This window comes from Methyloparacoccus sp. NF-16 (assembly GCF_056880625.1).
On the sequence record NZ_CP174130.1, the window covers coordinates 656,779 to 679,612 of the forward strand.

The window sequence follows — 22,834 nt, forward strand, 5'->3', positions numbered from 1 at the left end:
CGATGGCTAAAAAATCAATGATTGCCAGAGAAGTTAAGCGGCAGAAGCTTGTGCAGAAGTATTCGGCAAAACGTCAGGCCTTGAAGGCTGTCATCGTCGATCGCATGGCGAGCGAAGAGGACAAGATCAATGCAGAGATGAGCCTGCAGAAGCTTCCTCGTGATTCCTCTGCCTCACGGCTTCGCAATCGTTGCAATTTGACAGGCAGACCACATGGTTTCTACCGGAAGTTCGGCCTTGGTCGCAACAAGCTGCGTGAATCGGTCATGCGCGGTGATGTGCCTGGTGTAACCAAGGCAAGCTGGTAGAACGTGTCATCTGTTTTTTGGAGTCTCTAAATGAGCATCACCGATCCCTTGGCTGACCTTCTGACTCGTGTACGTAACGGTCAGGCTGCCAACAAGACTTTCGTTTCCATGCCGTCATCGAAGCTGAAAGCTTCGGTATGTCAGGTGCTAAAGGAAGAAGGTTATATCGAAGACTTTAATGTCGAGGCCGTTGGCAGCAAGCCGGTCCTGACTGTCACATTGAAGTATTTTCAGGGCTCGCCTGTCATCGAGAGCATCCAGCGCATCAGTAAACCAGGTCGTAGAGTCTATAAATCGGCTGATGATCTTCCCAAGGTCTTGGGGGGATTTGGTGTTGCCATCATTTCTACTTCCAAAGGCGTGATGACCGATAAGTCAGCGCGTGAGGGAAGGCATGGTGGTGAAATACTCTGCACTGTTTCGTAAGGGTTAAACCGATCATGTCTAGAGTTGCAAAAAATCCTATCTCATTGCCAAAAGGGGTAGAAGTCGTAAAAGACCAGGCCGGCCTCGTGACGGTCAAGGGACCGAAAGGGACCTTGATGTCGAGTGTGCACCCCCTTGTCGAAGTTGTTATCGAGGGTGCTCAGATAGCAGTCATCGGCGATGTCAGCGATAAAGAAAAGGACGCCATGGCAGGTACTACGCGCGCGAATCTCGCCAATATGGTGTTCGGCGTTAGCACGGGCTATGAGCGCAAGTTGACCATGGTCGGTGTTGGCTATCGTGCCCAAGCTCAAGGCAATGCTTTGAACCTGAGCCTGGGTTTCTCGCACCCTGTCAATTTTCCTGTCCCGGCAGGAATTGTAATAGAAACACCATCACAAACCGAAATCGTCATCAAAGGCTGCGACAAGCAGCAAGTCGGTCAGGTTGCCGCCAACATCAGAGCCTATCGTCCCCCGGAGCCCTACAAGGGCAAAGGCATTCGATATGCCGATGAGGTCATCGTCAAGAAAGAAGCGAAAAAGAAATAGGTTGAGTGAAATGGACAAGAAGGCAGCTCGGCTGCGCAGGGCGGCAAAAACTCGCGCAATCATCCGCAATCTCGGTACTGACCGACTGACTGTGTTCCGGACTCCGCGGCATATCTATGCTCAGGTCATCACTGCCGATGGATCCAAGGTACTGGCCTGTTCATCGACCCTGGAGAAGGACATTAAGGCATCCTTGAAAAATACGGGTAATGTGGAAGCGGCAAAAGCCGTCGGCAAGCTTGTCGCTGAGCGTGCTCTCGCCGCAGGCATCAACCAGGTAGCCTTTGATCGTTCTGGCTTCAAGTATCACGGGCGCGTCAAGGCAGTGGCAGATGCCGCGCGTGAAGCCGGACTTCAGTTCTAGACAGGAGCGCGATCAATGGCAAATCAGAATGTTCAGGGTGGTTCGGCGGATGGCTTTCAGGAGAAGCTGGTTGCTGTCCGGCGAGTGGCGAAGGTTGTCAAGGGTGGTCGTGTTTTTGGTTTTACCGCATTGACAGTGGTCGGTGATGGTAACGGACGCGTGGGCTATGGCTTGTGCAAAGCCAGGGAAGTTCCGGTTGCCATCCAGAAGTCCATGGAGCAGGCGCGTCGCAATATGCGCAAGGTCAGCCTTAATGGGGATACCTTGCATTATGCCGTTGCTTCGTCGACCGGTGCCGCCAAGGTCTTCATGCAGCCAGCATCGGCAGGTACCGGCATCATCGCAGGAGGCGCCATGCGCGCTGTCTTCGAGGTGGTAGGTGTTCACAATGTCCTTGCGAAGTGTATTGGTACGAACAATCCCATCAACGTTGTTCGGGCAACCATCAAGGGTCTTACAGAGATTGCCGACCCTGCCAAGCTGGCAGCCAAACGTGGCAAGCAGCTCGAAACGCGGTAAATAGTCATGAGTCAAAAGCAAGTTAATATTACCCAGATCAAGAGCTCGATTGGCCGACACGAATCCCACAAAGCCTGCCTCAGGGGTTTGGGCATTCGTCGTATGCACCAGCGTGTCGCGGTGATCGCTACCCCGGAAAACATGGGGATGATCAATAAAATCAGCTATATGCTCAAGGTTGAGGACTGACTATGTTTTTGAATGATCTACATCCTGCCGAAGGCAGCCGGCAGGCCAAGAAGCGCTTGGGCAGGGGCATTGGTTCCACGCTCGGTAAAACCAGTGGTAAAGGCCACAAGGGTCAGAAAGCCAGAGCTGGTGGTTTCCACAAGGTCGGCTTCGAGGGAGGCCAGATGCCCTTGCAACGGCGTCTCCCTAAGGTCGGCTTCAGGTCCCAAAGCAAGAAGTTCAGCGCTCAGGTTCGTTTGCATGAGTTGGCTTCGGTGGACTCTGCCGTCATTGATGTGCTGGCGCTGAAGGCTGCCAACCTGGTTCCCGCCTATGCAAAATCCGTGAGCCTGATTGATTCGGGCGAGATTGCCAAGACAGTTACCATATCGGGTCTCAGAGTAACCCCTGGGGCAAGAGCAAAGATCGAAGCCGCTGGCGGAAAGGTCGAGGGTTAGTATGAGTGCCGCGAGCTCTGCACTTGCCGAACGTTTCGGTCGCCTCGGGGAGCTTCGGCAGAGACTGCTCTTTGTCCTAGGCGCCCTGTTCGTTTATCGTGTCGGTGCGCACATTCCGATTCCGGGTATTGATCCCAAGGCCCTGGCCACCATGTTTGCCGACAAGGGTGGCATTCTCGACATGGTCAACATGTTTTCGGGCGGTGCGCTGAAACGCCTTAGCATCTTCGCCTTGGGGATCATGCCCTATATTTCAGCCTCGATCATTCTTCAGCTGATGGCGGGTGTTGTCCCGCAGCTTGAGCAGATTAAGAAGGAGGGTGAGAGTGGTCGCAAGAAAATCAACCAGTATACCCGCTATGCCACAGTGTTCCTGGCCAGCTTCCAGGCGGTCGGCATAGCGCTGGCACTGCAGAACCAGTCGGCTGGTGGTATGCCGGTCGTCATCAGTCCCGGGTTCCAGTTCGTATTCGTTTGTGCCGTATCGCTGGTCTGCGGGACCGTCTTCCTGATGTGGTTGGGTGAGCAGATCACCGAACGCGGTATCGGCAACGGCATCTCGATCATCATCTTTTCCGGCATCGTGGCGGGGCTTCCGACAGCGATCGGTGGCACTCTTGAGCTGGCTCGCACAGGTGAACTGGGAGCCTTCAGCATCATTGCCCTGTTTGCCATTGCCATCGGCGTTACAGCCCTTGTTGTCTTCGTCGAGCGGGGCCAGCGGCGCATCGTGATCAATTATGCCAAGCGTCAGGAAGGGCGGAAGATGTACGCCGCCCACAAGAGCTTCCTGCCGCTCAAGCTGAACATGTCCGGCGTCATTCCGCCCATCTTTGCTTCGAGCATCATCCTGTTCCCGGCGACCTTGGCCGGATGGTTCGGCAACGCGGAGGGCATGAGCTGGCTGCAAGATGTGGCAACGACGCTGTCTCCCGGTCAGCCTGTTTATGTGCTATTCTATGCGGCTGCCATCGTCTTCTTCTGTTTCTTCTACGCGGCCTTGGTGTTCAACTCCAATGAAACCGCCGAAAATCTCAAGAAGTCTGGCGCAATTATCCCTGGCGTACGCCCGGGCCAGCAGACAGCTCAGTACATCGATGCGGTAATGACGCGGCTGACACTCGTGGGAGCCTTCTACATTACGGCGGTTTGCTTGCTGCCTGAATTCCTTATTCTCTACTGGAATGTTCCGTTCTATTTTGGCGGCACGTCGCTGCTGATCATCGTTGTCGTTGTCATGGACTTCATGTCACAGATACAGACCTACGTGATCTCGCATCAGTACGAGGGTCTTCTGAAGAAAAGTAATTTGAAGCTCGGCTCCTGAGCCCAGCAGGCGTTTGTCGAGGAAGAAATAATGAAAGTTCGCGCATCGGTAAAGAAAATTTGCAGGAATTGCAAGGTCCTTAAACGCAATGGCATTGTCCGCATCATTTGCAAGGATGCGCGTCATAAGCAGCGCCAAGGTTGAGCCTGTGATGTCGGCATTGGCGAGAGCAGTAACCTACTCAGTTTGTCGGAGATAACCTAGATGGCCCGTATTGCAGGCGTAAATATTCCTGACCATAAGCATTTGGTCATATCATTGACCGCAATCTATGGTATCGGTAGAAATAGAGCCGCCGAGATCTGCCAGCGTCTTGCCATTGCTCCGTCGACCAAGGTCAAGAGTCTTTCTGAGGAAGAGGTTGAGAGGTTACGTGAAGAGGTTGCCAAGTTCACGGTCGAAGGTGATCTGCGCAGGGAAACTGCAATGAACATCAAGCGGCTGATGGATCTGGGTTGCTATCGTGGCATGAGACATCGTCGCGGTTTGCCCTTGCGCGGCCAGCGGACCCGTACCAATGCACGTACCCGCAAGGGGCCTCGCCGTCCTGTTCGTAAGTGATTTCGACGATTTCAACAAGCTCACAAAGTTAAGGTTTAGTCATGGCCGGTCCTGGACGTCCTACCAAAAAAATCAAGCGCGATATCTCCGATGGCGTTGTTCATATCAATGCCACGTTCAATAACACCATCATCACCATTACCGACCGAAAAGGTAATGCATTGGCCTGGGCTACCGCAGGTGCTTCTGGGTTCCGTGGGTCGCGCAAAAGCACGCCCTTCGCTGCCCAGGTGGCGGCCGAAAAGGTGGGTAATATCGTCAAGGATTACGGTGTCAAGAATCTCGATGTTGTCATCAAGGGGCCAGGCCCCGGACGAGAGTCGGCGGTGCGGTCTCTTAATAATATGGGTTTCAAGATCAATAACATTGTTGACGGCACTCCCATTCCCCACAACGGTTGCCGTCCGCCCAAGAAGCGCCGCGTTTAATTTTCAGGAGTTATCATGGCAAGATATCTTGGTCCCAAGTGCAAGCTTAGCCGACGGGAAGGAACCGATCTTTTTCTGAAGTCCCGCGGCAAGTCCCTCGAGGGGAAGTGCAAACTGGATCAGCAGCCCGGCCAACATGGCACCAAACGTGCCCGCATGTCCGATTACGCCACCCAGTTGCGTGAAAAGCAGAAGCTCCGTCGTATATATGGTGTACTGGAGCGCCAATTCCGCAACTACTACAAGGCGGCTGCCCAGCAGAAGGGATCCACAGGCCAGAACCTCCTGAACTTCCTGGAGGCGAGATTGGACAATGTGGTATACCGCATGGGTTTTGCGGCTACCCGGGCGGAGGCGCGCCAGCTGGTTAGCCACAAGGCGATTGCCGTGAACGGGAATGCTTTGAATATTCCGTCTTATCAGGTCAAGCCTGGTGATGTCATCAGTGTCCGCGAGAAATCCAAGAGCCAGCTCAGGATCAAGGACGCCCTTGGGGTTGCCGAGCAATATGGTTTTCCCGTCTGGTTGGATGTGGATACGCAAAAAATGCAGGGTGTCTATAAATCGTCGCCGGACCGCAGTGAGCTTGGAAGCGAAATCAACGAACAGCTGGTTGTCGAGTTGTATTCTAAGTAATTGAGCGACATGCAAAGTTATCTGGCAAATTTGATCAAGCCAAGACTGGTGGATGTAACCCCGGTCAGCAAAAATAATGCGCGTATCGTCATCGAACCTCTGGAAAGGGGCTTTGGTCATACGCTTGGCAATGCATTGCGCCGAGTGTTGCTGTCGTCCATTCCAGGGTGTGCCGTTACGTCGGTTGCCATTGCCGGGGTCGACCACGAATACTCATCGATTGACGGCGTCCGTGAGGACGTCCTGGATATCTTGCTCAACCTCAAGAATCTTGCCATCCGGATCCATGAGGGTGACCGGGCAACACTCTCGTTGAAGCGCAGCGGTCCTGGCAAGGTCACGGCGGCCGATATTACTTCGACGCATCAGGCCGAAGTTCTGAACGGAGACATGGAAATTGCCAACCTCACCGATTCTGGTGAGTTGGAAATCAAACTCCATGTCCAGCGTGGTCGTGGATATCAGCCGGTCTTGTCCAGGCAGGATAATGGGGAAGAGCTTGAGGTGGGTGCCCTCAAGCTTGATGCTTCGTTCAGCCCCATTCGCCGGGTTTCTTATGTGGTCGAAAGCGCACGTGTCGAGCAGCGCACGGACCTCGATAAACTGGTGATCGACATCGAGACGAATGGTACCCTGGAGCCGGAAGATGCCGTGCGTCAGGCAGCCGCCATCCTCAACGAACACCTTTCGGTCTTCATTGCGCTGAAAGGCGTTGATGCTCCGGGTGCTGCAGAGGCAAGCTCCGAATTCGATCCCCTGTTGCTGCGGCCGGTCGATGATCTCGAGTTAACGGTACGTTCCGCTAATTGTCTGAAGGCGGAGAACATCTTCTATATTGGCGACCTGATTCAGAGGACCGAGAACGATCTCCTCAAGACGCCCAATCTGGGCAAGAAGTCGCTAACGGAAATCAAGGATATTCTGGCTACCAAGGGCTTGTCTTTGGGCATGCGCCTTGAAAACTGGCCACCGGAGAATCTGAAGCCGGAAGAGCAAGAGAATTAAAGAGAACTGCACATGAGACATCGCAAAGCTGGTCGGAAATTGAACATGAACAGCAGCCATCGGGCTGCATTGTTCCGTAATCTCACGAATGCCCTGATTCACAACGAGGTCATCAAGACCACGTTGCCCCGCGCCAAGGAAATGCGTCGCTTTGCCGAACCGCTGATCACCTTGTCGAAGGAGGACAGCGTTGCTGCCCGACGTCTGGCTTTCGCACGAACCCGTGACCGTGTTGCTGTGACCAAGCTCTTCGAGAGTCTGGGTCCGCGCTACAAGAACAGGCCCGGTGGCTATCTGCGGATTCTGAAGTGTGGTCTTCGTCCAGGAGACTCGGCCCCCATGGCCTATGTCGAACTGGTGGATCGCAGCGAAGGCTGATCGCCAATCAAGCGAGGAAAAACCCTGCTATGCGGGGTTTTTTTTCGTCGGTACAAACCCAGTGACTCAGAAACTCTGACGAGAGCGCCGTGGCCGTGTTTACCCTGTCTGATCGATTGGCTGAGCGCCGGCCCTTGATCATGGGCATACTGAATGTGACCCCCGACAGCTTTTCGGATGGTGGCCGCTATAGAGATATCGATGTCGCCCTGCGTCACGCCATGACGATGATCGACGAGGGGGCGGACATCATCGATGTCGGGGGGGAGTCAACCCGCCCGGGCTCGGAGCCGGTGGTTGCCGAAGAGCAACTCGCGCGGGTCATGCCGGTCATTCTGAAACTGGTGCAAACCCGGCGATCATTGCCGAACAGGCACTTCCTGATCAGTATTGATACCTCGCTGAGTCGCGTGGCGGAGCAGGCCGTGCAGGCTGGTGCGGATATCATCAATGATGTTTCGGCAGGTACCGATGATGACGACATGTATGCCGTCGCTGCGCGCCTTGGCGCGCCCATCGTGCTGATGCATCGGCAAGGAACATCAAAAACGATGCAGGATCGCCCTGCCTATGTGGATGTTGTGGCCGAGGTAAAAGATTATCTGCGCGCGCGGGCGGATGCGGCCATGCTGGCGGGTATCGATGCTGGACGCATCGTGGTTGACCCTGGCATCGGTTTTGGCAAGAGTCGGTCGCATAATCTGGCCCTGCTCGGCAGGCTTGATGATATCGTTGAACTGGGCTATCCGGTCCTGCTTGGCTGTAGCCGCAAGCGTTTCATGGGCTCGCTGTGCCAGGAGGAAAATCCTGCCGATCTTCTGGGAGCCACCGTCGCAACCACCGTCATGGGCATGATGGCAGGCGTTTCGATCGTTCGGGTGCACGATGTGCGGCCCAATCGCCAGGCGGTGCAGGTCGCCCACGCGATTGAGGCTTGCGCCAGCAGCATTGATTGACAGGGCGGCGGCTATGCCGAAAGGGGCGGTCGGTGCTGCCCGCAGGCTTTCCGGAAATGGAGGGTTGAGGGGAAACCGGCGCGGTCAGGCTGCCTGAACCGGTATTTCGTGGCCGACCCTCAGGATCTGATTGCCGGCGTCCAGATAGATCAGCGTGGGCTGGAAGTTCGTGAGTTCGGCCTGATCCAGGCCGACATAGGCGCAAATGATCAGGACATCTCCGGGCGCGGCCAGTCTGGCGGCGGCGCCATTGACGGAAATCACTCCCGAGCCTTCCTGGGCACGTATGGCATAGGTGACGAAGCGGGCACCTGTGTTGACGTTGTAGATGTGAATCTGTTCGTATTCACAAATACCCGAGCGCTCCAGGAGCCCGGCATCGATGGCGCAGGAGCCTTCGTATTCAAGCTCCGCGTGAGTCACCCGGGCCCTGTGCAGTTTGGCCTTCAACATCGTGGTGAGCATCTGAATAAGCCTAGAGTTTGGTAAAGACCGAACATCGAATTATCTATAAAATTCATAGCCGTCGCAATGATGTGCTGGTCAGCGGGGGGTGGGGCGGCATGGTTGCCAGCCTTGCCGGCCGGGTGTCCCGGCCTCGGGGTTGGTATGCGGGCGTCGCGTCTGCCGTTTTTGTTCATCCTCGCGTTTTGTGGGGCGTCCGGGAACGCAGGATGCCGGTTGGGTGATCCGCGAGCGTTCAGTAAGGGTTTCTCCTTCAGTCGTCCGCCAGCCTGAGGCTGACAAGCCTGAATCCTCATAATGTGTGAGCACCGAGGTCTGAGTTGCTATGTTTGATATCGGGTTCTGGGAGTTGATGTTGATTGCACTGGTAGCGCTGCTGGTCTTCGGTCCCGAGCGCCTGCCGCGCATGGTCCGGGAAACCTCCCTGTGGATTCGCCGGGCGCGGATGATGGTGGCCTCGGCGAAGACGGAGATCGATCGCGAACTGCAACTGTACGAGCTCAGGCAAAGCCTGGAGGAAAAGCGCCGGCATTTTGAAAAGGAAGTCGATGCCATGACCGTCAAGCCATCGTCCTTGTCGATGACGAAGCGGGACGATCCGGGACCGGGTGATGTCACGAGCATTGCCGCTGTACCCAAGGAGCCCGATACCAGCGGGTAGTCGTTCGCGTTTATCATCCAGCCTGGCTGGCTGTGATCCCGGTCAGTGGATCATGGTGACAGGCATCTGCACCGCAACGGACAACCACCATGGCGGATTTGACTCGACCCGTCGATCGACCCTGCTTGCTGGTCGTGGATGACATCCCAGACAACCTGAACCTGATCGGTAACCTGCTGCGTGAGGACTACCGGGTGCGCGTGGCCAGCCATGGCGAGCGGGCACTTGCGATCGCCAGGTCCGATATGCCGCCCGACCTTATCCTGCTCGACGTGATGATGCCGGGCATGAATGGCTACGAGGTTTGTCGACGGCTCAAGGAAGATCCGCGCACGGCCAAGATCCCGGTCATTTTCCTGACTGCCAGATCCGATCCGGGCGACGAGATGCATGGCCTGTCGCTGGGCGCCGTCGATTACATCGCCAAGCCCATCAGCCCGCCGATTGTTCAGGCGCGTGTCAGGAATCATCTGGCGATGAAGCATCTGCAGGACTGCCTTCACGACCGGAATCGCTCTCTCGAGTCGGAAGTGCGGGAACGTGTGCGGGAAATCGAGGCGATCCAGGACATCACGGTGCAAACCTTGACCTCTCTCGCCGAGACGCGCGACAGCGAAACCGGCAATCACATTCGACGGACCCAGCACTATGTCCGTCTGCTGGCGGAGTCGCTGAGGCGACATCCTCGCTTTGCCGCTGTGTTGGATGATGATCGCACCATCGACCTTCTGTTCAAGTCGGCCCCCCTGCATGACATCGGCAAGGTTGGCATTCCCGATCATATCCTGCTCCGGCCCGGCAGGCTGAGTCCCGCAGAATTCGAGGTGATGAAGTCGCATACCACGCTGGGGCGGGATGCGATCCTGCAAGCCGAGCGGGCGCTGGGCCAGGAGATCCCATTCCTGCGCTTCGCCAAGGAAATCGCCTACGGCCATCATGAAAAATGGGACGGCAGCGGTTACCCCCAGGGGCTGGCCGGCGAAGCCATTCCCATTTCCGCGCGTTTGATGGCACTTTGCGATGTGTTCGACGCGCTCATTTCCAGGCGCGTCTACAAGTCCGCCCTGCCTTATGACGAGGCCATCGTCCTCATCCTCCAGGGCAAGGGCAAGCACTTCGATCCTGACGTGGTGGACGCCTTCCTGAAGCTGGAAGCCCAGTTCAGGGCCATCGCCACCCGCTACGCTGACATGCCGCCGGGCAGCCTATCGGCCGGAGCCGGCATGATCGGGCCTGCTTGACTTTAGTGTCGGGTCGGGTGATCGGTAGCTTTCGCCGCCGACATGGCGCCGGGTAGGTCGGCCAGCACGAGAGCCACGATCTCGCCATCGAGTTCGCCCTTCTGGGCCATTTCCTCCAGCAGGGTGCCGGCGTGCTCCGGCGGGAGCGCCTTGCGAAACGGACGATCCTGCATCATGGCCTGGAACACATCGGCCACGCGCATGATGCGCGCCTCCAGAACCAGCTGTTCGCGCTGGGGCCGGAACGGTTCGCGAGACGTGGCAGGACGCTCCAGGTCATAGGCGATCCAGTCACGGATTTCGTCGAAGCCGGCGACCCGCCTGAGTATCTGGAAGGTCTCGAAGCTGTGTGTCTTCATGATGTGCCGCTCGAACTCATCCAGTGGACCCGGCTTCTCGATGATTTCATCGGGGATGCGCAGCTTGCCAAGATCGTGCAGTAAGCCGGCGATTTCGATCTTGTCGCAGGTCTCGGCATCCAGATGATGGTGCTCGGCAAGCCAGCGGGCGAGCTGGGACACGCCTTGCGAATGGCCCGTCATGTAGGGACTCTTGGCATCGACGATGCGCGAGAACACATGGGCGAGACAACGCAGTTCGCGCATGGGTGTCATGATGGGAGCACTCTGCTTGAGCATCTGGCCCAGGTAGAGATGCACCGATTGTGGTTCGAGATTCAGCCAGAAGGATTCCGGCGCCGAGACGGCAAGGAAATCGACCACCAGGCGAGGTGAAAAATAGGTGTTCACGCGAGCCGTGACGGCCTCGCGGATGGCGAACGCATGCCTGAGCAGGAACTGGCGGTCGGCATAGTAAGGCGCTGCCAGCATGTTGACCCGGTCCGCCAGGAAAATCCGGTTGGCCTGCTCGCGGGTGCGCTGTGGCAGCGACATCTGCTGCAGCCGGTCCCAGCGCGTATGGTGCAGCCGGACCGGCTCGGCCAGGGCCGCCAGCGGTCGCACCTGCCGCAGCAGCGCGGCGCCCAGTTCGCAGTGTTCCTGTACGCCTTCCCAATCGAATTCCTGCAACAGGTGGGCATGGACGTGGGTGGACGACACGCCGATATCGCGCAGCAGGCCGACGTCAAACAGAAAGGTGATGTCGTGCTGGTCCAGCCCTGCCTGCTTGCCGCACTCCGCGGCAATGATGGCAACTCGTTTGCCGCCTGTGACATCGTCCACCCCGACCAGGTCCAGCGTGTCGGACAGGGCATAGATGATCTGCCGCAGGTCGGCCCGGATGCCGGTGCTCTGCCGCCGCGGGGATGGCTCCCGGCTGGCATGTCCAGATGGCGGGCGAAGGCCAGCCTCGGGTTCGTCAACCATCATCCTGACTCGCTGCAAACGACCTGATTGCGGCCCTGCGCCTTGGCGGCATAGAGCGCGTTGTCGGCCCGGCGCGTCAGTTCGTCGATGGCATTGAGATCCCCTCCGCCAGGGGTTGCGGGGAGCGGTCGACCGAACTCATCGACCGTCGAGGGTTGGGGAGGATAGCGGGGGATGCCGCCTCCCACACCGATGCTGACGGTCACCACCGCCGAGGTTTCCGAACGCGCGTGCGGGATCTGCAGTGCCTCAACGGCCTGGCGGATCTTCTCGGCGACCCGCTGGGCCTGTTCTCCCAGGCAGTTGGGCAGGAGTACGGCAAACTCCTCGCCGCCGAAGCGGGCGGCGAGATCGCCGGCGCGCACGACATTGGCGGCGATGGTTTCGGCGACCCGGCGCAAGGTGCTGTCACCTTCTGGATGGCCGTAAAAATCGTTGTAGGGCTTGAAGAAGTCGATATCGATCATCAGCAGGAACAGGGGGTGCCGATGTCGCATGGCACGGCGCCATTCCTGTTCGAGCTGCTCATCAAGATGGCGCCGGTTGGCGATGCCGGTCAGCGCGTCGCTGCGTGTCAGCCTGCGCAGCATGTCGCTGTTCCGCTTGAGCTCCATCTGGGTTCTGACCCGCGCCCGGATGACCGGCGGGTTCAGCGGCTTGGATATGAAGTCCACCGCGCCCGCATCCAGGGCCCGCACCTCGCTCTGGGGATCGTTGGCGGCGGTGACGGATGACCGGCGTATCCGGATATTCGGCCTTCAGCAGCCGGCACGTGGCGTAGCCGTCGAGTTCCGGCATGTTGGCATCCATCAGTACCAGGTCGGCGACCTCCTCGGACAGGCGCTGCATGGCTTGCTGGCCGCTGGTGGCGAAACGGATCTCGCCCTGGCCTTCGAGCACGTTATGCAGGCTCTGGATGGCCAGCGGATCGTCGTCGACGATCAGGATCTTGGGTGGGCCCTTGTTCATCCGTTTAGTCACCGGGTTCGTATTGTTCCAGCCAGGCGAGCGCCTTGTCGAAATCCAAGGCGGCCACGGCCTGATCGAGTTGCCCAATCGATTCGGCATCGTGTCGGTCCCGTAACGTGGGACCGAGGTCGGTGTAGAGCCGGATGGCGGCCAGATCGTGGCGTGACAGCGCCACACACAGGAATTTTAGCTGCTCGGGCGTGATCCCGCTCGTGTCGGCGGTCGGCGTTGCGGCGTGATGCAGCCAGGGTCTGCTGGCGGCGACCAAGGCGTGCAGGGCCTGGCGGAAGGCATCCAGCTGCGCCGCCAGATCCGCGGGCTGCTGCGGAAGGGTTGCCTCCAGGCGGCGGGCGATCTCCGCCAGTTCCGTGGCGCCGAGATTGCCGGCGTTGCCTCGCAGGTTGTGCAGCCGGCGGGTTGCCGACTCGCGGTCGCCGCGGGCCAGGTCGGCGCGCAACGAGTTGTCCGCGTCCTCGAATTCATCCACGAACAGCCCAAGCATTTTCACAAAGAATGCCGGGTCGTTGCCGGTCGCAAGAGCCGCACGCTGGGCATCGATGCCGGCGATGGACGGCAATGCGTCCCCGGTGACCGGTGGGAGGGGCTCCGGCCGGGCCTCGACCGCTGCGGCTGGAGCTGTCTCGGGGCAATGGGCGAGCAGCGCCCCGATCAACTGCGCGAGGTCGATGGGCTTGGTCAGAAAGCCGTCCATGCCGGCCGCCTCGGCGGCTGTCCGCTCCTCGGCGAGAGCACCGGCCGTGAGCGCGATCACCGGCACCCGACCCAGTCGCGCATCGGCACGGATGGCCCGGGTGGCGCTCAGTCCATCCATCACCGGCATCTGGATGTCCATCAGCACGACATCGAAATCCTCGGGTTTCGCACGCAGCAGGTTCAGCGCTTGCTGGCCATCGCTAGCCAGCATTACCCATGCGCCCTGTTGCCGCAGAACTTTTTCCAGCAGGGTACGGTTCATCGCGCTGTCGTCGACCACCAGCACCCGCAGGCCCTTGAGGCTCGGGTCGGGTATCGGTGCCGGGCTGCTGCTGGGCGTGGCGGCCGCGCACGATCCCGTCGCCAGTTCGAACGGTACCTCGAACCAGAAGGTGCTGCCGGCGCCGATCTGGCTGTCGACACCGATGATACCTCCCATCAATTCCACCAGGTGGCGGCAGATGGCAAGTCCGAGGCCGGTGCCGCCATGGCGCCGGGTAATGCTGCCGTCGGCCTGGGAGAACGGGGAGAATATCCGCGCCTGCACAGGTCTCGCTATGCCGATGCCGGTGTCCCGGACCTCGAATCGCAGGCGTGTCTCCCGGGGCGCATCGCCCGTCGCCCGCACCGCAATCGAAACCTGGCCCCGCTCGGTGAACTTGATGGCATTGCTGACGAGGTTGCCCAGTACCTGCTGCAGGCGCAGGCTGTCGCCGAGCAGCGGTGCCGTCAGGCCGGGCGCGATCTCCAGCTGTAGCTGAAGGCCTTTTTCGTGAGCCTGATCGCGCAGCTGATCCACGAGTCTATGCAGGAGGGCGGCCGGTTCGAAGGGTTGCGACTGTAGCTGGATACGCCCGGCCTCGATGCGGGCGATGTCGAGAATGTCGTCGATGATGCGCAACAGCGCTTCGCCTGCCGCGCGAATCTTGCCCAGGGTTTCGCGCTGGTCGGCGCGCTGGGGATCGTGCTCCAGCAGTTGGGTGAACCCCAGAATCGCGTTCATCGGTGTGCGGATCTCGTGGCTCATGTTGGCCAGGAACTGGCTTTTCGCCGCGCTGGCGATGGCCAGCTGTTCGGTGCGTTCCGCCACCTCGCGTTGCAGCCGGTCGTTCAGTTCCCGGATCAGCTGCTCGCGCTCCTTGCGCGGGCTGATATCGCGCAGCACACAGGTATGGCCGCCGAGGGTCATTTCCAGAGGAAAGGTCGAGCCATCCTTGCGCAGGCCGATGAACTCCACGCCATGCGCCCCCCCGGGCCCGCCTGTCCGGTCCTCGGGCGGCGCGGCCGGATCGCTCGCCAGCAGATCGGCCAGCGGGCGCCCCAGCAGTTCCTCGGCGGTGTAGCCGAACATGTTCGCGGTCGCCGGGTTGCCGAGCACGATGTGTCCCGTATCGTCCGTGGTGACGATGGCGTCGGCGGCATTGTCCATGACCGTACGCAGCTGCTGCTCCAGCATCCGGCGCCGTTGCGCTTCCGCCCGCACGTCGGCCAGGGTCTGTTGATGGCTGGCGATTTCCTCGGTCAGGCGGGCATTGGTGGCCGCCAGCCGGGCGGTACCGGCCAATGCCTTGTCCAGAACCGGCCAGACCAGGATGGCGGTCGCCAGGGATACCAGTGCGGTGAAGGCCTTGATGCCGCCTTCCAGCAGGTAGTCCGGCGACCACAGTGTCCAGATGTCCATGGCATGGGTCGCCGCACAGGCGAGGATGAAGGTGGCAAAGAGGATAAAGATGTGCGTGAAGGCGAAATCCCGGCGACGCTGCACGAACAGGCCGAGGGCGATGGGGATGACCACATAGGCCAGGGTGATGAGGCCATCCGCGACGATGTGCAGCGCTATCAGCACGGGATCCCTGAGCAGACAGACGCTATGGGGCAGATAGCCCGTCATGTCCGGCATCAGCGTAGTAGGCATGTGAGGCTTCTCCAGACGTGATCGTGACGCCCGTACTCCGCCCGGCCGCAGGTTCCCGAGCCGCATGGAAGCGCGTGTACGCCCGAGCGCGACTGTAGCACAAGGCGCGGGGAAGCGAGCTTGCCTGTCCCCTGGCTTCCGGGGGGATCAGGCGGCGGTCGGGCGATAGGGCGACAGGGCGGCCACCAGTTGGCCGAGGTCGACGGGCTTGGTCAGAAAATCATTGACGCCGGCGTTGAGCGCGGCCTCGCGCTCTTCCGGCAGGACACCCGCAGTCAGGGCGATCACCGGCAGATGGTCGAAGGTTTCATCCTCGCGCAAGGCTCGCGTCGCGGTCAGGCCATCCATGACCGGCATCTGGATATCCATGAGCACCGCATCGAAATCGGTCGGGTTCGCGGTCAGGGTGTCCAGCGCTTCCTGGCCGTTGGTGGCCGATTGCGTTGCGGCACCCTGCAATTTCAGCGCCCGCTCGACCAGCAGCCGGTTCATGGCGTTGTCGTCCACGACCAGCACCCGCAGGCCGTCCAGCCGCGAGGGCTGGTCCTGATCGGCTGACGCCGTGTCGGCAGGCTGCATGGCCGGATTCTGGGTGAACCGCTGGAACGGCAGTTCGAACCAGAAGGTACAGCCCTCGCCGGGCGTGCTGTCCACGCCGATTTCGCCGCCCATCAGGTCCACCAGCCGCCGGCAGATTGCAAGTCCCAGACCGGTGCCGCCGAACCGGCGGGTGATGCTGGTATCGGCCTGCGTGAAGGGCTGGAACAGCCGGGGCATGGTTTCGGGCGCAATGCCGATGCCGGTGTCGGCGACGGTGAAGCGCAGCCGCGCATGGGCCGGCGTCAGGGCGACCGGCGCGACCTGGACGCGGATATGGCCGCGCTCGGTGAACTTGACCGCGTTGCTGGAGAGGTTGATGAGGATCTGCTCCAGCCGCAGGGCATCGCCGAGCACCGGGCCCACGCGTGTCTCCGGCGGGTTGGCGATGAAGGCGATATTGCGGCTTTCCGCCGGCACGGTCATCAGATTGCGCAACCGTGTCAGCACCGCCTCGACCTCGAAGGGCTTCTTCTCCAGCGACATGCGGCCAGCCTCGATCTTCGAGAAATCGAGGATGTCGTTGATGATATGCAGCAGCGAACCGCCAGCCTCGCGGATGTGCTGCACCAGCTCGCGCTGTTCCGTCGCCAGGGATTCCTGCGCCAGCAGCTGCGCCATGCCCAGGATGGCGTTCATCGGGGTGCGGATTTCATGGCTCATGTGCGCCAGGAACTGCGATTTTGCCGCGCTGGCGGCGGCGAGCTCCGCGGTGCGCTTGGCGACCTTCTGTTCCAGGCTGGCGTTCAGCTCGCGAATGGCCTGCTCGGCGTGCTTGCGCTCGGTGATGTCCTGGTGGGTGCCGATGGCCCGCACCGGCTTGCCGTTATCGTCATGCTTGACGACCTTGCCCCGCCCGAGAATCCAGCGCTGCTCGCCGGTGGCCGTGCGCATGCGGAATTCGGTCTCGTATTGGCCGGATTCCATGAACAGCTCGGCCATTTGCTGGGTGACCCGCGCCCGGTCGCTCGGATGCAGCCGCCGGGTGAAAAGGCTCTCGAACGTGTTTTCGATGTCTCCCGGCTCGAAGCCCAGCATGCGCAGGTAGGCCGGGTTGCAGTAGAACTCGCCGGCATCCGGGCGGTAGTCCCAGAGGCCGTCGCTGGAGGCCTCCATGGCCAGCCGGAAGCGCTCCTCGCTCTCCACCAGCTCCCCGGTGCGGCGCATCAGTTCGGCCGTGCGCTCCTCGACGCGTGCCTCCAGTTCGGTGTTCAGCTGTTCGATGGCGGCCTTGGCCGCCAGCCGCGCGGTGATGTCGCGGCTGATGGCGCAGTTGTATTCGCGGCCCTCGTAGATGATGAGGTTGGCACTGATCTCGACCGGGATTCTGCGCCCGTCGCGGGTTTTGTGTATCGATTCGAGCAGGATGTGCTGGCGCTGCCGCAGGTCTTCCCAGTGCTCCCGCCACTGCTCCGCGTTGAACAGGGGGTCGATGTCGGTTGCCGAAAGGGTCAGCAGTTCCTCCCGGCTGTAGCCGAGCATCTTGCTGGTCGCGTCGTTGACGTAGACGAAATGACCGTCCGGACGGATCCAGTAGAACGCATCCGGTGATTGCTCGATGGAGAATTGCGTCAGCCGCAGCATCTGCTCGGCGGTCTTGCGTTCGGTGATGTCGCGCGACACACCCAGCAGGCCGATGCAGCGTCCGTCGTCATCGTGCCGGGACGAGGCGGCGACATCGACCCAGATGAAAGTGCCATCCTTGCGGATGATCTCGAGTTCTCCGCGGAAGTCGGTGGACGGTGCTTTCGCGTCGAGCCCGTGGATCAACGCCTGAAAGCGGGTCTGCGAAGCGGTGCAGGTGCCCGGATTCAGGATGTCCAGGATGGCCAGATTCAGGGCTTCGGCCACGCTATATCCGCTGAGTCGTTCGATGGCGGGGCTGACGTAGTTCAGCCGGCCGTCGAGCCCCACGGTCCAGATGACATCGGCCAGGTTGTCCGCCAGCAGCCGATAGTGCTGCTCGCTGCGGCGCAGGGCTTCCTGGGCCCGCGAGCGGTCGATGGCGATGGCGGCGAGATGCGCGCCCTGCGCCAGCAGCTGGAGATCGGAGGCTCCGGGCTTGCGGGGCCGGGCATGGTAGATGGCGAAACTGCCGAGTATGCTGCCGTTGGCCGAGCGTATCGGTTCCGACCAGCAGGCGGCGAGCTGGGCCTTGGCCGCCGCGGCCCGGAACTCGGCGTTCCAGAACGGATGGGTCTGGATGTTCTCGGCGATGCAGCGCTGACGGGTGTAGGCGGCAGTGCCGCAGCTGCCGGCCGTGGGGCCGATGACCAGGCCGTCGACAAGGCTGCTGTAATCCTGCGGCAGGCTCGGCGCAGCGCCGGTCATCAGGCGCTGCCCGGCCGCGTCCAGCAGCATGATGCTGCACCGCACCTCCGGATTGCCGGTTTCGACATCGCGGATGATGGCCTCGAGGATGTCGGGCAGGGGCGCGCCCTGGGCCAGCAGCTCCAGGACGCGGGCACGCGTCAGCTGCTGGTTTTCCGCCCGCTTGCGTTCGGTGATGTCCAGCTTGACGGCGACGTGCTGGTAGATTCGGTCGTTTTCGTCCAGAACCGGGCTGATGTGTGCTTCCTCCCAGTAAAGTTCGCCGCTCTTGCGCCGGTTGATGAATTCGCCGGACCAGGTGCGTCCCTGCTTGAGGTTCAGCCAGAGGTCGAGATAGGCGCTCCGGTCCGTCAGTCCGGAGCTGAACATGCTGGGATTGCGCCCCAGGACCTCATCAACGCTGTAGCCCGTGGCCTCGGTGAAACGCGGATTGACATATTCGATGCGATTATCCGGCCCGGTGATGACGATGGACGTCGGGCTTTGCTCGACCGCGGTAGACAGGGTACGCAGCTGATTCTCCGTCTGCCTGGCCTTGCGCGTGATTTCGTTCAGGCGACGGTTGTTGCGAAGGATGTAAAGGAGCTGCGCGCTCAGTGCGACCAGTCCCGCCAGGCTGCCGGCCAGGGTCCAGCGCAAGGCTCGCAGGTGGCCGGTATCCGGTGTGTCCGCGTGGAGGAAATCGTCCAGCGGCCAGTCCGCGGGCAGCATGCCGATGCTGGCGTAGGTGTCGGCGATGTGTCGCCAGCGCCCCGGGTTCATGTAGCCCAGTGCGACCAGATCGTTGCGGATCAGGGGACGCATCGCCTCGACCTCGAAACGCAGGTGCTCCCGGTCGTGGCGCTGCGGGTAGCTGGCCAGTATCAGATCGATGATCTCATCGGGATGTGCCAGCGCATATTCCCACCCGCGCAGGCTGGCATCGCGAAACCCTCGGGCGCGCTCGGGGTGGCGGCGCAGCTCGTGCTCCGAGGTGAACAGGTTGTCGCCGTAGAAATCAATGCCGGCGGCGCGGGGACTGTAGACCTGATACGGGAACCTGGCGCGGTCGAGGAAATAGGGTTCCGTGGTGGAATAGGCCGAGATGGCGTCGGTCTTGCCCCGGATGAGATCGTTGAAGTCGAGGCTATGGGCCTGCCTTTGCAGGCGTTCCAGCGGAATGCCCTCGGATTTCAGGTAGGCCAGCAACTCCTCGGCACCGGGTTCCAGCATCAGTCGCTTGCCCAGCAGGTCGTGCAGGCTCTGGGTTTCGCCGCGGTAGGGCGCCAGCAGAATATAGGGGGAATGCTGGAAGATGACCGCCAGGGTCACCACCGGCTGGCCGGCGTGGCGCGCCAGTATCAGGCTGCTGCTGCCGGTGCCGTAGTTCGCCCGCCCCCGGCTCACCTCGTCGGCGATATCCAGCCCGGGCATGGCTTCCCGGATGGTCACATCCAGGCCGGCTGCCTGGTAGTAACCCTTGGCCTTGGCGGCGTAGTAACCGGCAAACTGGAAGCTGTGGGTCCATTTCAGCTGCAGGGTAACGGGTTCCAGGGCGTCTGCTGGCAGGGCGAAGCTCAGCAGCAACAGGTACCGACAACCCACCAGACAACTCAGCAGTCGTTCGCGCCAGCGACGGAGAGAGTTCATGGTGGTGGCTGTATTACCAAACTAAGCAAACAGCATAATCTATCTGGTTTTGAGTGGCGTGACACAAACCCCGGGTGAAAACCCGGCCCGGCGCCGGTTCGAGAGGTGCCTGAACCGGTGGATGGCAGATGCCGCGGGGCGGGCGCTGCCCGGCCTGTACGGCTGGTCGGGACGGGGGATGGGCAAGAGGAGCGGCCATGCCGGGCCGGTGACCGATCCGGAGGCCGAAAGCGGTAACGAGCCGACATGACAGGTCATGTCGGCTCGTTACCGGCTGCTTGGCGAATCCGGGGTGTTATTGCTTCTGGAAGCGGTTGATGGTCACATTGGCCGTACCGATGGGAATGCCCTCCTTGAAGGCTTCGACGCTGAACAGGTTGTTGAGCGCATCGGCGGCGGCGGCGGTCAGGGTCAGACCGACGTTGTTGACACGGATTCTGCCCTTGCCAAGGTCGGCGCCCAGCCCGCCGAGATCCAGATCGAACAGCGGCACACGGCCGATGAGGCTGCCGTTGGCAATGACCAGCCCCGTCAATACCGGACTTTCCTGGGTCGTGTCGATGATGAAGCTGGACAGGATGATGCGGGTACCGCCGGCGGTCAGGCTGAGGCCGCCTGAGTGGTCGACTTCGGCCGAGGGCAGCTGGATCGCGCCGGTGGTCACGGGAAAGGAGGCGACGCCACTGGCGCGAAGAGTCGCGGGTTTGATCGCACCCGGCCGGACGTTGAGGGATTCCAGGGCGAGCACCAGCTCGCTCGATAGGGTGACCCGGGTCTGGCCAGCCAGGGGGATGTAGGTTTCGGCTGCGGTAGCGGTAATGGTCGGCAGGGTCAGCGCGCTGCCGAGCAGGAGAATACCGATGGATTGTTTCAGGTTCATGGCTGGATTCCTCGAGGATTTTGGGTTGCCGTAATGGGTCTTGTCTTGCGACCTTTACCTGCCAAGAATCATGCCGATCCAGATAAAATAAGCGGAATCAAAGGGTTGTTGTCACTGTTGGGGAGGCTGTCAGTCAGCCTGACACGGTCCTGACCAGGTTTGGCACAGTCCTGTTTGTGTCAGGGCTGTATCATTGAGACGGTTTGCAGCGGGTAGTCCGATACTGATGGCTGGGGGGATGCGATGATTTCTGAAACGCCGCCGGCGGGGTCGGAGTGGCTGACCATTCTGACGACCGCTATCGACCAGGCTTTCAATGCGGTCGTCATCACGGACGCCGTGCTGGATGGCGGGGGGCCGCACATTCTCTATGCCAATCCGGCGTTTTGCCGCATGACAGGCTATGCCCGGGAGGAGCTGCAGGGGGTCTCGCCACGTATCCTGCAGGGCGAGAGAACCGATCCGGCGGTAATTGCCGAGCTGCGCCAGTGCCTGCGGGATGGTCGACTGTTCTCGGGATCGACCTACAACTACCGCAAGGATGGCAGTCCCTACATCGTCGGCTGGAGCATCTCGCCGATACGCAACGAAGCCGGGCTGATTACCCATTACGTCTCCCTGCAGCAGGACATTACCGAGAAGGTGAAGGCCAGCGAGGCGCTGGAACGGCTGGCCGAGGCCTTGCGTCGCAGCCGGGATGATGCCATCGCGATACTCAACAGTTTTCCCACGGCGACACTGATCATCGAAGCGGACGGCACGCTGGGATTCTGCAGCCCCAACGGCGCCAGCATGCTGGACCTCGTGGTCGCCGACAGCCTGGGCCGGCCCTGGGACGCGGTGTTGCCACTGGAACCGGCCGGACGGCAGGCGTTGGCGAAATCTCTGCGGACGCCCGAGCCGGAACGGCAACGGCAAACCCTGGCCTGCCGGGGCGATGCCGGGCCGCGCTGGGTGTCCTGCTGGATCAAGGACGATCCCCGCGACGCCGACCGGCGGCTGGTCTTCCTGGAGGACGAAACCGAGCTGCAACGCTTGCGCCAGCAAGTGGAGACCCAGCGCTATGCCGGACTCATTGGCGAGAGCGAAGCCATGCAGATGCTATATCGCCAGATTGGCGATGTCGCCCGCGGCAACTGGACCGTGCTGATCGAAGGCGAGACCGGTACCGGCAAGGAACTGGTGGCGCGGGCCATCCACAAGGCCAGCCCGCGCCGGCAGGGCCCCTTCATCGCCGTCAACTCGGCCGGCCTCAGCGAATCCCTGATGACCAGTCAGCTGTTCGGCCACCGCAAGGGCGCCTTTACCGGGGCGGTCACCGATCACAAGGGGCTGTTCGAGGCAGCGGCGGGCGGCACGATTTTCCTCGACGAAATCGGCGACATGCCGCTGGCGATTCAGGCCGCGCTGCTCAGGGTGTTGCAGGAGAGCGAGGTGACACGGGTGGGGGAAACCCAGGCGCGGCCGATCGATGTCCGCGTCATCGCCGCCACCCACCGTCATCTGGTCGACGAGGTCGCCGCCGGCCGTTTCCGCGAGGATCTGCTGTACCGTTTTCGGGTGGCGCGCATCCAGATACCGCCGCTGCGGCAACGCAAGACGGATATCCCGCTGCTGGCCATGCACTTCCTGCAGGTGGCGGGCACCATGGCCGGCAAGTCGCTGACGGGCCTGAGCCCCGGAGCGATGCGCCGCCTGCTCTCGCATGAATGGCCGGGCAACGTGCGCGAATTGCGTGCTGCCATGGATTTTGCCGCCATCTATGCCCACGGGCCGCGGCTGGAAGCCGCCGATTTGCCACCTGAAATCCAGACGGCCGGCGGGAGCCGGCCGCCCGGGGAAGTGTTGGGCGAGGCCGGTACGGTGGCGGATGAATCCGCCCGTATCCAGGCGGCCTTGACGCATTGCCGCGGCAACCGCACGCAGGCGGCGCACCTGCTCGGCATGAGCCGCTCGACCTTCTATCGGCGCCTGCGCGAGCTACGGCTGGATGTGGGTGGCTAGGGCGGCCAGCAGGCCATG

25 protein-coding genes are annotated in these 22,834 nt (G+C 61.0%); 18 read left to right on the top strand and 7 right to left on the bottom strand.

The features are described from left to right. Window positions 1–2 precede the first annotated feature (2 nt). The 15 genes from rpsN (at window position 3) to folP (ending at window position 8,085) form a co-directional block, all read left to right on the top strand. Complete coding sequence (gene rpsN, locus ACH5N8_RS03170; protein WP_483282468.1) at window positions 3–308, top strand: 30S ribosomal protein S14; 306 nt, start codon at window positions 3–5, stop codon at window positions 306–308. A 30-nt stretch (window positions 309–338) separates the two neighbouring features. Beyond that, window positions 339–734 carry a 30S ribosomal protein S8 gene (gene rpsH, locus ACH5N8_RS03175; RefSeq protein ID WP_483282469.1) on the top strand — a complete coding sequence of 132 codons (396 nt, stop codon included), beginning with the start codon at window positions 339–341 and terminating at the stop codon, window positions 732–734. A gap of 14 nt (window positions 735–748) precedes the next feature. Beyond that, entirely contained in the window at window positions 749–1,285 is a 537-nt protein-coding gene (rplF, locus tag ACH5N8_RS03180; RefSeq protein ID WP_483282470.1) for a 50S ribosomal protein L6, read from the top strand. A 10-nt stretch (window positions 1,286–1,295) separates the two neighbouring features. Further along, window positions 1,296–1,649: a 50S ribosomal protein L18 gene (rplR, locus tag ACH5N8_RS03185; protein WP_483282471.1), complete on the top strand. Its 354-nt coding sequence runs from the start codon at window positions 1,296–1,298 to the stop codon at window positions 1,647–1,649. A gap of 15 nt (window positions 1,650–1,664) precedes the next feature. After that, window positions 1,665–2,168 (top strand): 30S ribosomal protein S5, encoded by a 504-nt coding sequence (gene rpsE, locus ACH5N8_RS03190; RefSeq protein ID WP_483282472.1) that lies wholly within the window; start codon window positions 1,665–1,667, stop codon window positions 2,166–2,168. Window positions 2,169–2,174: 6 nt separating this feature from the next. After that, window positions 2,175–2,357, top strand: a complete 183-nt coding sequence (rpmD, locus tag ACH5N8_RS03195) for a 50S ribosomal protein L30 (protein WP_460028689.1) — start codon at window positions 2,175–2,177, stop codon at window positions 2,355–2,357. A gap of 2 nt (window positions 2,358–2,359) precedes the next feature. Beyond that, window positions 2,360–2,794: a 50S ribosomal protein L15 gene (rplO, locus tag ACH5N8_RS03200; RefSeq protein ID WP_483282473.1), complete on the top strand. Its 435-nt coding sequence runs from the start codon at window positions 2,360–2,362 to the stop codon at window positions 2,792–2,794. Window position 2,795: 1 nt separating this feature from the next. After that, window positions 2,796–4,121 carry a preprotein translocase subunit SecY gene (gene secY / locus ACH5N8_RS03205; RefSeq protein ID WP_460028687.1) on the top strand — a complete coding sequence of 442 codons (1,326 nt, stop codon included), beginning with the start codon at window positions 2,796–2,798 and terminating at the stop codon, window positions 4,119–4,121. A gap of 30 nt (window positions 4,122–4,151) precedes the next feature. Further along, a complete protein-coding gene (gene rpmJ / locus ACH5N8_RS03210; RefSeq protein WP_460028686.1) occupies window positions 4,152–4,265 on the top strand; it encodes a 50S ribosomal protein L36 in 114 nt (37 codons plus the stop codon). A 60-nt stretch (window positions 4,266–4,325) separates the two neighbouring features. Continuing rightward, window positions 4,326–4,682: a 30S ribosomal protein S13 gene (gene rpsM / locus ACH5N8_RS03215; protein WP_483282474.1), complete on the top strand. Its 357-nt coding sequence runs from the start codon at window positions 4,326–4,328 to the stop codon at window positions 4,680–4,682. A gap of 41 nt (window positions 4,683–4,723) precedes the next feature. Then, window positions 4,724–5,110, top strand: coding sequence for a 30S ribosomal protein S11 (gene rpsK, locus ACH5N8_RS03220; protein WP_460028684.1), 387 nt, complete (start codon window positions 4,724–4,726; stop codon window positions 5,108–5,110). A gap of 15 nt (window positions 5,111–5,125) precedes the next feature. Further along, window positions 5,126–5,746, top strand: a complete 621-nt coding sequence (gene rpsD, locus ACH5N8_RS03225) for a 30S ribosomal protein S4 (protein WP_460028683.1) — start codon at window positions 5,126–5,128, stop codon at window positions 5,744–5,746. A 9-nt stretch (window positions 5,747–5,755) separates the two neighbouring features. Next, the gene (locus tag ACH5N8_RS03230; protein WP_460028682.1) at window positions 5,756–6,751 is read left to right on the top strand and encodes a DNA-directed RNA polymerase subunit alpha; all 996 of its coding nucleotides are present in this window, start codon (window positions 5,756–5,758) and stop codon (window positions 6,749–6,751) included. A 12-nt stretch (window positions 6,752–6,763) separates the two neighbouring features. Then, window positions 6,764–7,129: a 50S ribosomal protein L17 gene (rplQ, locus tag ACH5N8_RS03235; RefSeq protein WP_460028681.1), complete on the top strand. Its 366-nt coding sequence runs from the start codon at window positions 6,764–6,766 to the stop codon at window positions 7,127–7,129. Between the two features lie 89 nt (window positions 7,130–7,218). Further along, on the top strand, window positions 7,219–8,085 hold the full coding sequence (gene folP / locus ACH5N8_RS03240) for a dihydropteroate synthase (RefSeq protein ID WP_460028680.1): 867 nt from the start codon (window positions 7,219–7,221) through the stop codon (window positions 8,083–8,085). Window positions 8,086–8,169: 84 nt separating this feature from the next. Here folP and panD read toward each other — a convergent pair whose 3' ends face one another. Continuing rightward, complete coding sequence (panD, locus tag ACH5N8_RS03245) at window positions 8,170–8,550, bottom strand: aspartate 1-decarboxylase (protein WP_483282475.1); 381 nt, start codon at window positions 8,548–8,550, stop codon at window positions 8,170–8,172. Window positions 8,551–8,875: 325 nt separating this feature from the next. On the opposite strand from panD, the gene tatB reads away from it, so the two are divergent. Next, window positions 8,876–9,211: a Sec-independent protein translocase protein TatB gene (tatB, locus tag ACH5N8_RS03250; RefSeq protein ID WP_483282476.1), complete on the top strand. Its 336-nt coding sequence runs from the start codon at window positions 8,876–8,878 to the stop codon at window positions 9,209–9,211. A gap of 134 nt (window positions 9,212–9,345) precedes the next feature. Next, window positions 9,346–10,452 (top strand): response regulator, encoded by a 1,107-nt coding sequence (locus ACH5N8_RS03255; protein ID WP_483282477.1) that lies wholly within the window; start codon window positions 9,346–9,348, stop codon window positions 10,450–10,452. Window positions 10,453–10,454: 2 nt separating this feature from the next. Here ACH5N8_RS03255 and ACH5N8_RS03260 read toward each other — a convergent pair whose 3' ends face one another. The 6 genes from ACH5N8_RS03260 to ACH5N8_RS03285 form a co-directional block, all read right to left on the bottom strand. Beyond that, window positions 10,455–11,780: an HD-GYP domain-containing protein gene (locus tag ACH5N8_RS03260; RefSeq protein ID WP_483282478.1), complete on the bottom strand. Its 1,326-nt coding sequence runs from the start codon at window positions 11,778–11,780 to the stop codon at window positions 10,455–10,457. After that, complete coding sequence (locus ACH5N8_RS03265) at window positions 11,777–12,367, bottom strand: diguanylate cyclase (RefSeq protein ID WP_483282479.1); 591 nt, start codon at window positions 12,365–12,367, stop codon at window positions 11,777–11,779. The genes ACH5N8_RS03260 and ACH5N8_RS03265 overlap by 4 nt, the downstream gene beginning before the upstream one ends. Continuing rightward, window positions 12,306–12,746 carry a response regulator gene (locus ACH5N8_RS03270; RefSeq protein ID WP_483282480.1) on the bottom strand — a complete coding sequence of 147 codons (441 nt, stop codon included), beginning with the start codon at window positions 12,744–12,746 and terminating at the stop codon, window positions 12,306–12,308. Before ACH5N8_RS03270 ends, ACH5N8_RS03265 begins: the two co-directional genes overlap by 62 nt. A gap of 4 nt (window positions 12,747–12,750) precedes the next feature. After that, window positions 12,751–15,375 carry an ATP-binding protein gene (locus tag ACH5N8_RS03275; RefSeq protein WP_483282481.1) on the bottom strand — a complete coding sequence of 875 codons (2,625 nt, stop codon included), beginning with the start codon at window positions 15,373–15,375 and terminating at the stop codon, window positions 12,751–12,753. 147 nt (window positions 15,376–15,522) lie between these two features. After that, on the bottom strand, window positions 15,523–19,932 hold the full coding sequence (locus ACH5N8_RS03280; RefSeq protein ID WP_483282482.1) for a PAS domain S-box protein: 4,410 nt from the start codon (window positions 19,930–19,932) through the stop codon (window positions 15,523–15,525). Between the two features lie 295 nt (window positions 19,933–20,227). Next, entirely contained in the window at window positions 20,228–20,812 is a 585-nt protein-coding gene (locus ACH5N8_RS03285) for a hypothetical protein (protein WP_460028006.1), read from the bottom strand. A gap of 243 nt (window positions 20,813–21,055) precedes the next feature. Here ACH5N8_RS03285 and ACH5N8_RS03290 point away from each other — a divergent pair, with 243 nt between their 5' ends. Continuing rightward, complete coding sequence (locus ACH5N8_RS03290; RefSeq protein ID WP_483282483.1) at window positions 21,056–22,816, top strand: sigma 54-interacting transcriptional regulator; 1,761 nt, start codon at window positions 21,056–21,058, stop codon at window positions 22,814–22,816. Window positions 22,817–22,834: the final 18 nt, after the last annotated feature.

Coding starts and splice junctions, on each gene's coding strand:
- tatB (WP_483282476.1), top strand. CDS start 8,876: ATGTTTGATATCGGGTTCTGGGAGTTGATGTTGATTGCACTGGTAGCG.
- rplQ (WP_460028681.1), top strand. CDS start 6,764: ATGAGACATCGCAAAGCTGGTCGGAAATTGAACATGAACAGCAGCCAT.
- rpmD (WP_460028689.1), top strand. CDS start 2,175: ATGAGTCAAAAGCAAGTTAATATTACCCAGATCAAGAGCTCGATTGGC.
- ACH5N8_RS03285 (WP_460028006.1), bottom strand. CDS start 20,812: ATGAACCTGAAACAATCCATCGGTATTCTCCTGCTCGGCAGCGCGCTG.
- rplR (WP_483282471.1), top strand. CDS start 1,296: ATGGACAAGAAGGCAGCTCGGCTGCGCAGGGCGGCAAAAACTCGCGCA.
- rpsH (WP_483282469.1), top strand. CDS start 339: ATGAGCATCACCGATCCCTTGGCTGACCTTCTGACTCGTGTACGTAAC.
- rpmJ (WP_460028686.1), top strand. CDS start 4,152: ATGAAAGTTCGCGCATCGGTAAAGAAAATTTGCAGGAATTGCAAGGTC.
- rpsD (WP_460028683.1), top strand. CDS start 5,126: ATGGCAAGATATCTTGGTCCCAAGTGCAAGCTTAGCCGACGGGAAGGA.
- rpsE (WP_483282472.1), top strand. CDS start 1,665: ATGGCAAATCAGAATGTTCAGGGTGGTTCGGCGGATGGCTTTCAGGAG.
- rplO (WP_483282473.1), top strand. CDS start 2,360: ATGTTTTTGAATGATCTACATCCTGCCGAAGGCAGCCGGCAGGCCAAG.
- ACH5N8_RS03230 (WP_460028682.1), top strand. CDS start 5,756: ATGCAAAGTTATCTGGCAAATTTGATCAAGCCAAGACTGGTGGATGTA.
- ACH5N8_RS03260 (WP_483282478.1), bottom strand. CDS start 11,780: ATGATGGTTGACGAACCCGAGGCTGGCCTTCGCCCGCCATCTGGACAT.
- ACH5N8_RS03290 (WP_483282483.1), top strand. CDS start 21,056: ATGATTTCTGAAACGCCGCCGGCGGGGTCGGAGTGGCTGACCATTCTG.
- panD (WP_483282475.1), bottom strand. CDS start 8,550: ATGCTCACCACGATGTTGAAGGCCAAACTGCACAGGGCCCGGGTGACT.
- secY (WP_460028687.1), top strand. CDS start 2,796: ATGAGTGCCGCGAGCTCTGCACTTGCCGAACGTTTCGGTCGCCTCGGG.
- ACH5N8_RS03275 (WP_483282481.1), bottom strand. CDS start 15,375: ATGCCTACTACGCTGATGCCGGACATGACGGGCTATCTGCCCCATAGC.
- rpsN (WP_483282468.1), top strand. CDS start 3: ATGGCTAAAAAATCAATGATTGCCAGAGAAGTTAAGCGGCAGAAGCTT.
- ACH5N8_RS03270 (WP_483282480.1), bottom strand. CDS start 12,746: ATGAACAAGGGCCCACCCAAGATCCTGATCGTCGACGACGATCCGCTG.
- ACH5N8_RS03280 (WP_483282482.1), bottom strand. CDS start 19,932: ATGAACTCTCTCCGTCGCTGGCGCGAACGACTGCTGAGTTGTCTGGTG.
- ACH5N8_RS03265 (WP_483282479.1), bottom strand. CDS start 12,367: ATGCTGCGCAGGCTGACACGCAGCGACGCGCTGACCGGCATCGCCAAC.
- rplF (WP_483282470.1), top strand. CDS start 749: ATGTCTAGAGTTGCAAAAAATCCTATCTCATTGCCAAAAGGGGTAGAA.
- rpsM (WP_483282474.1), top strand. CDS start 4,326: ATGGCCCGTATTGCAGGCGTAAATATTCCTGACCATAAGCATTTGGTC.
- rpsK (WP_460028684.1), top strand. CDS start 4,724: ATGGCCGGTCCTGGACGTCCTACCAAAAAAATCAAGCGCGATATCTCC.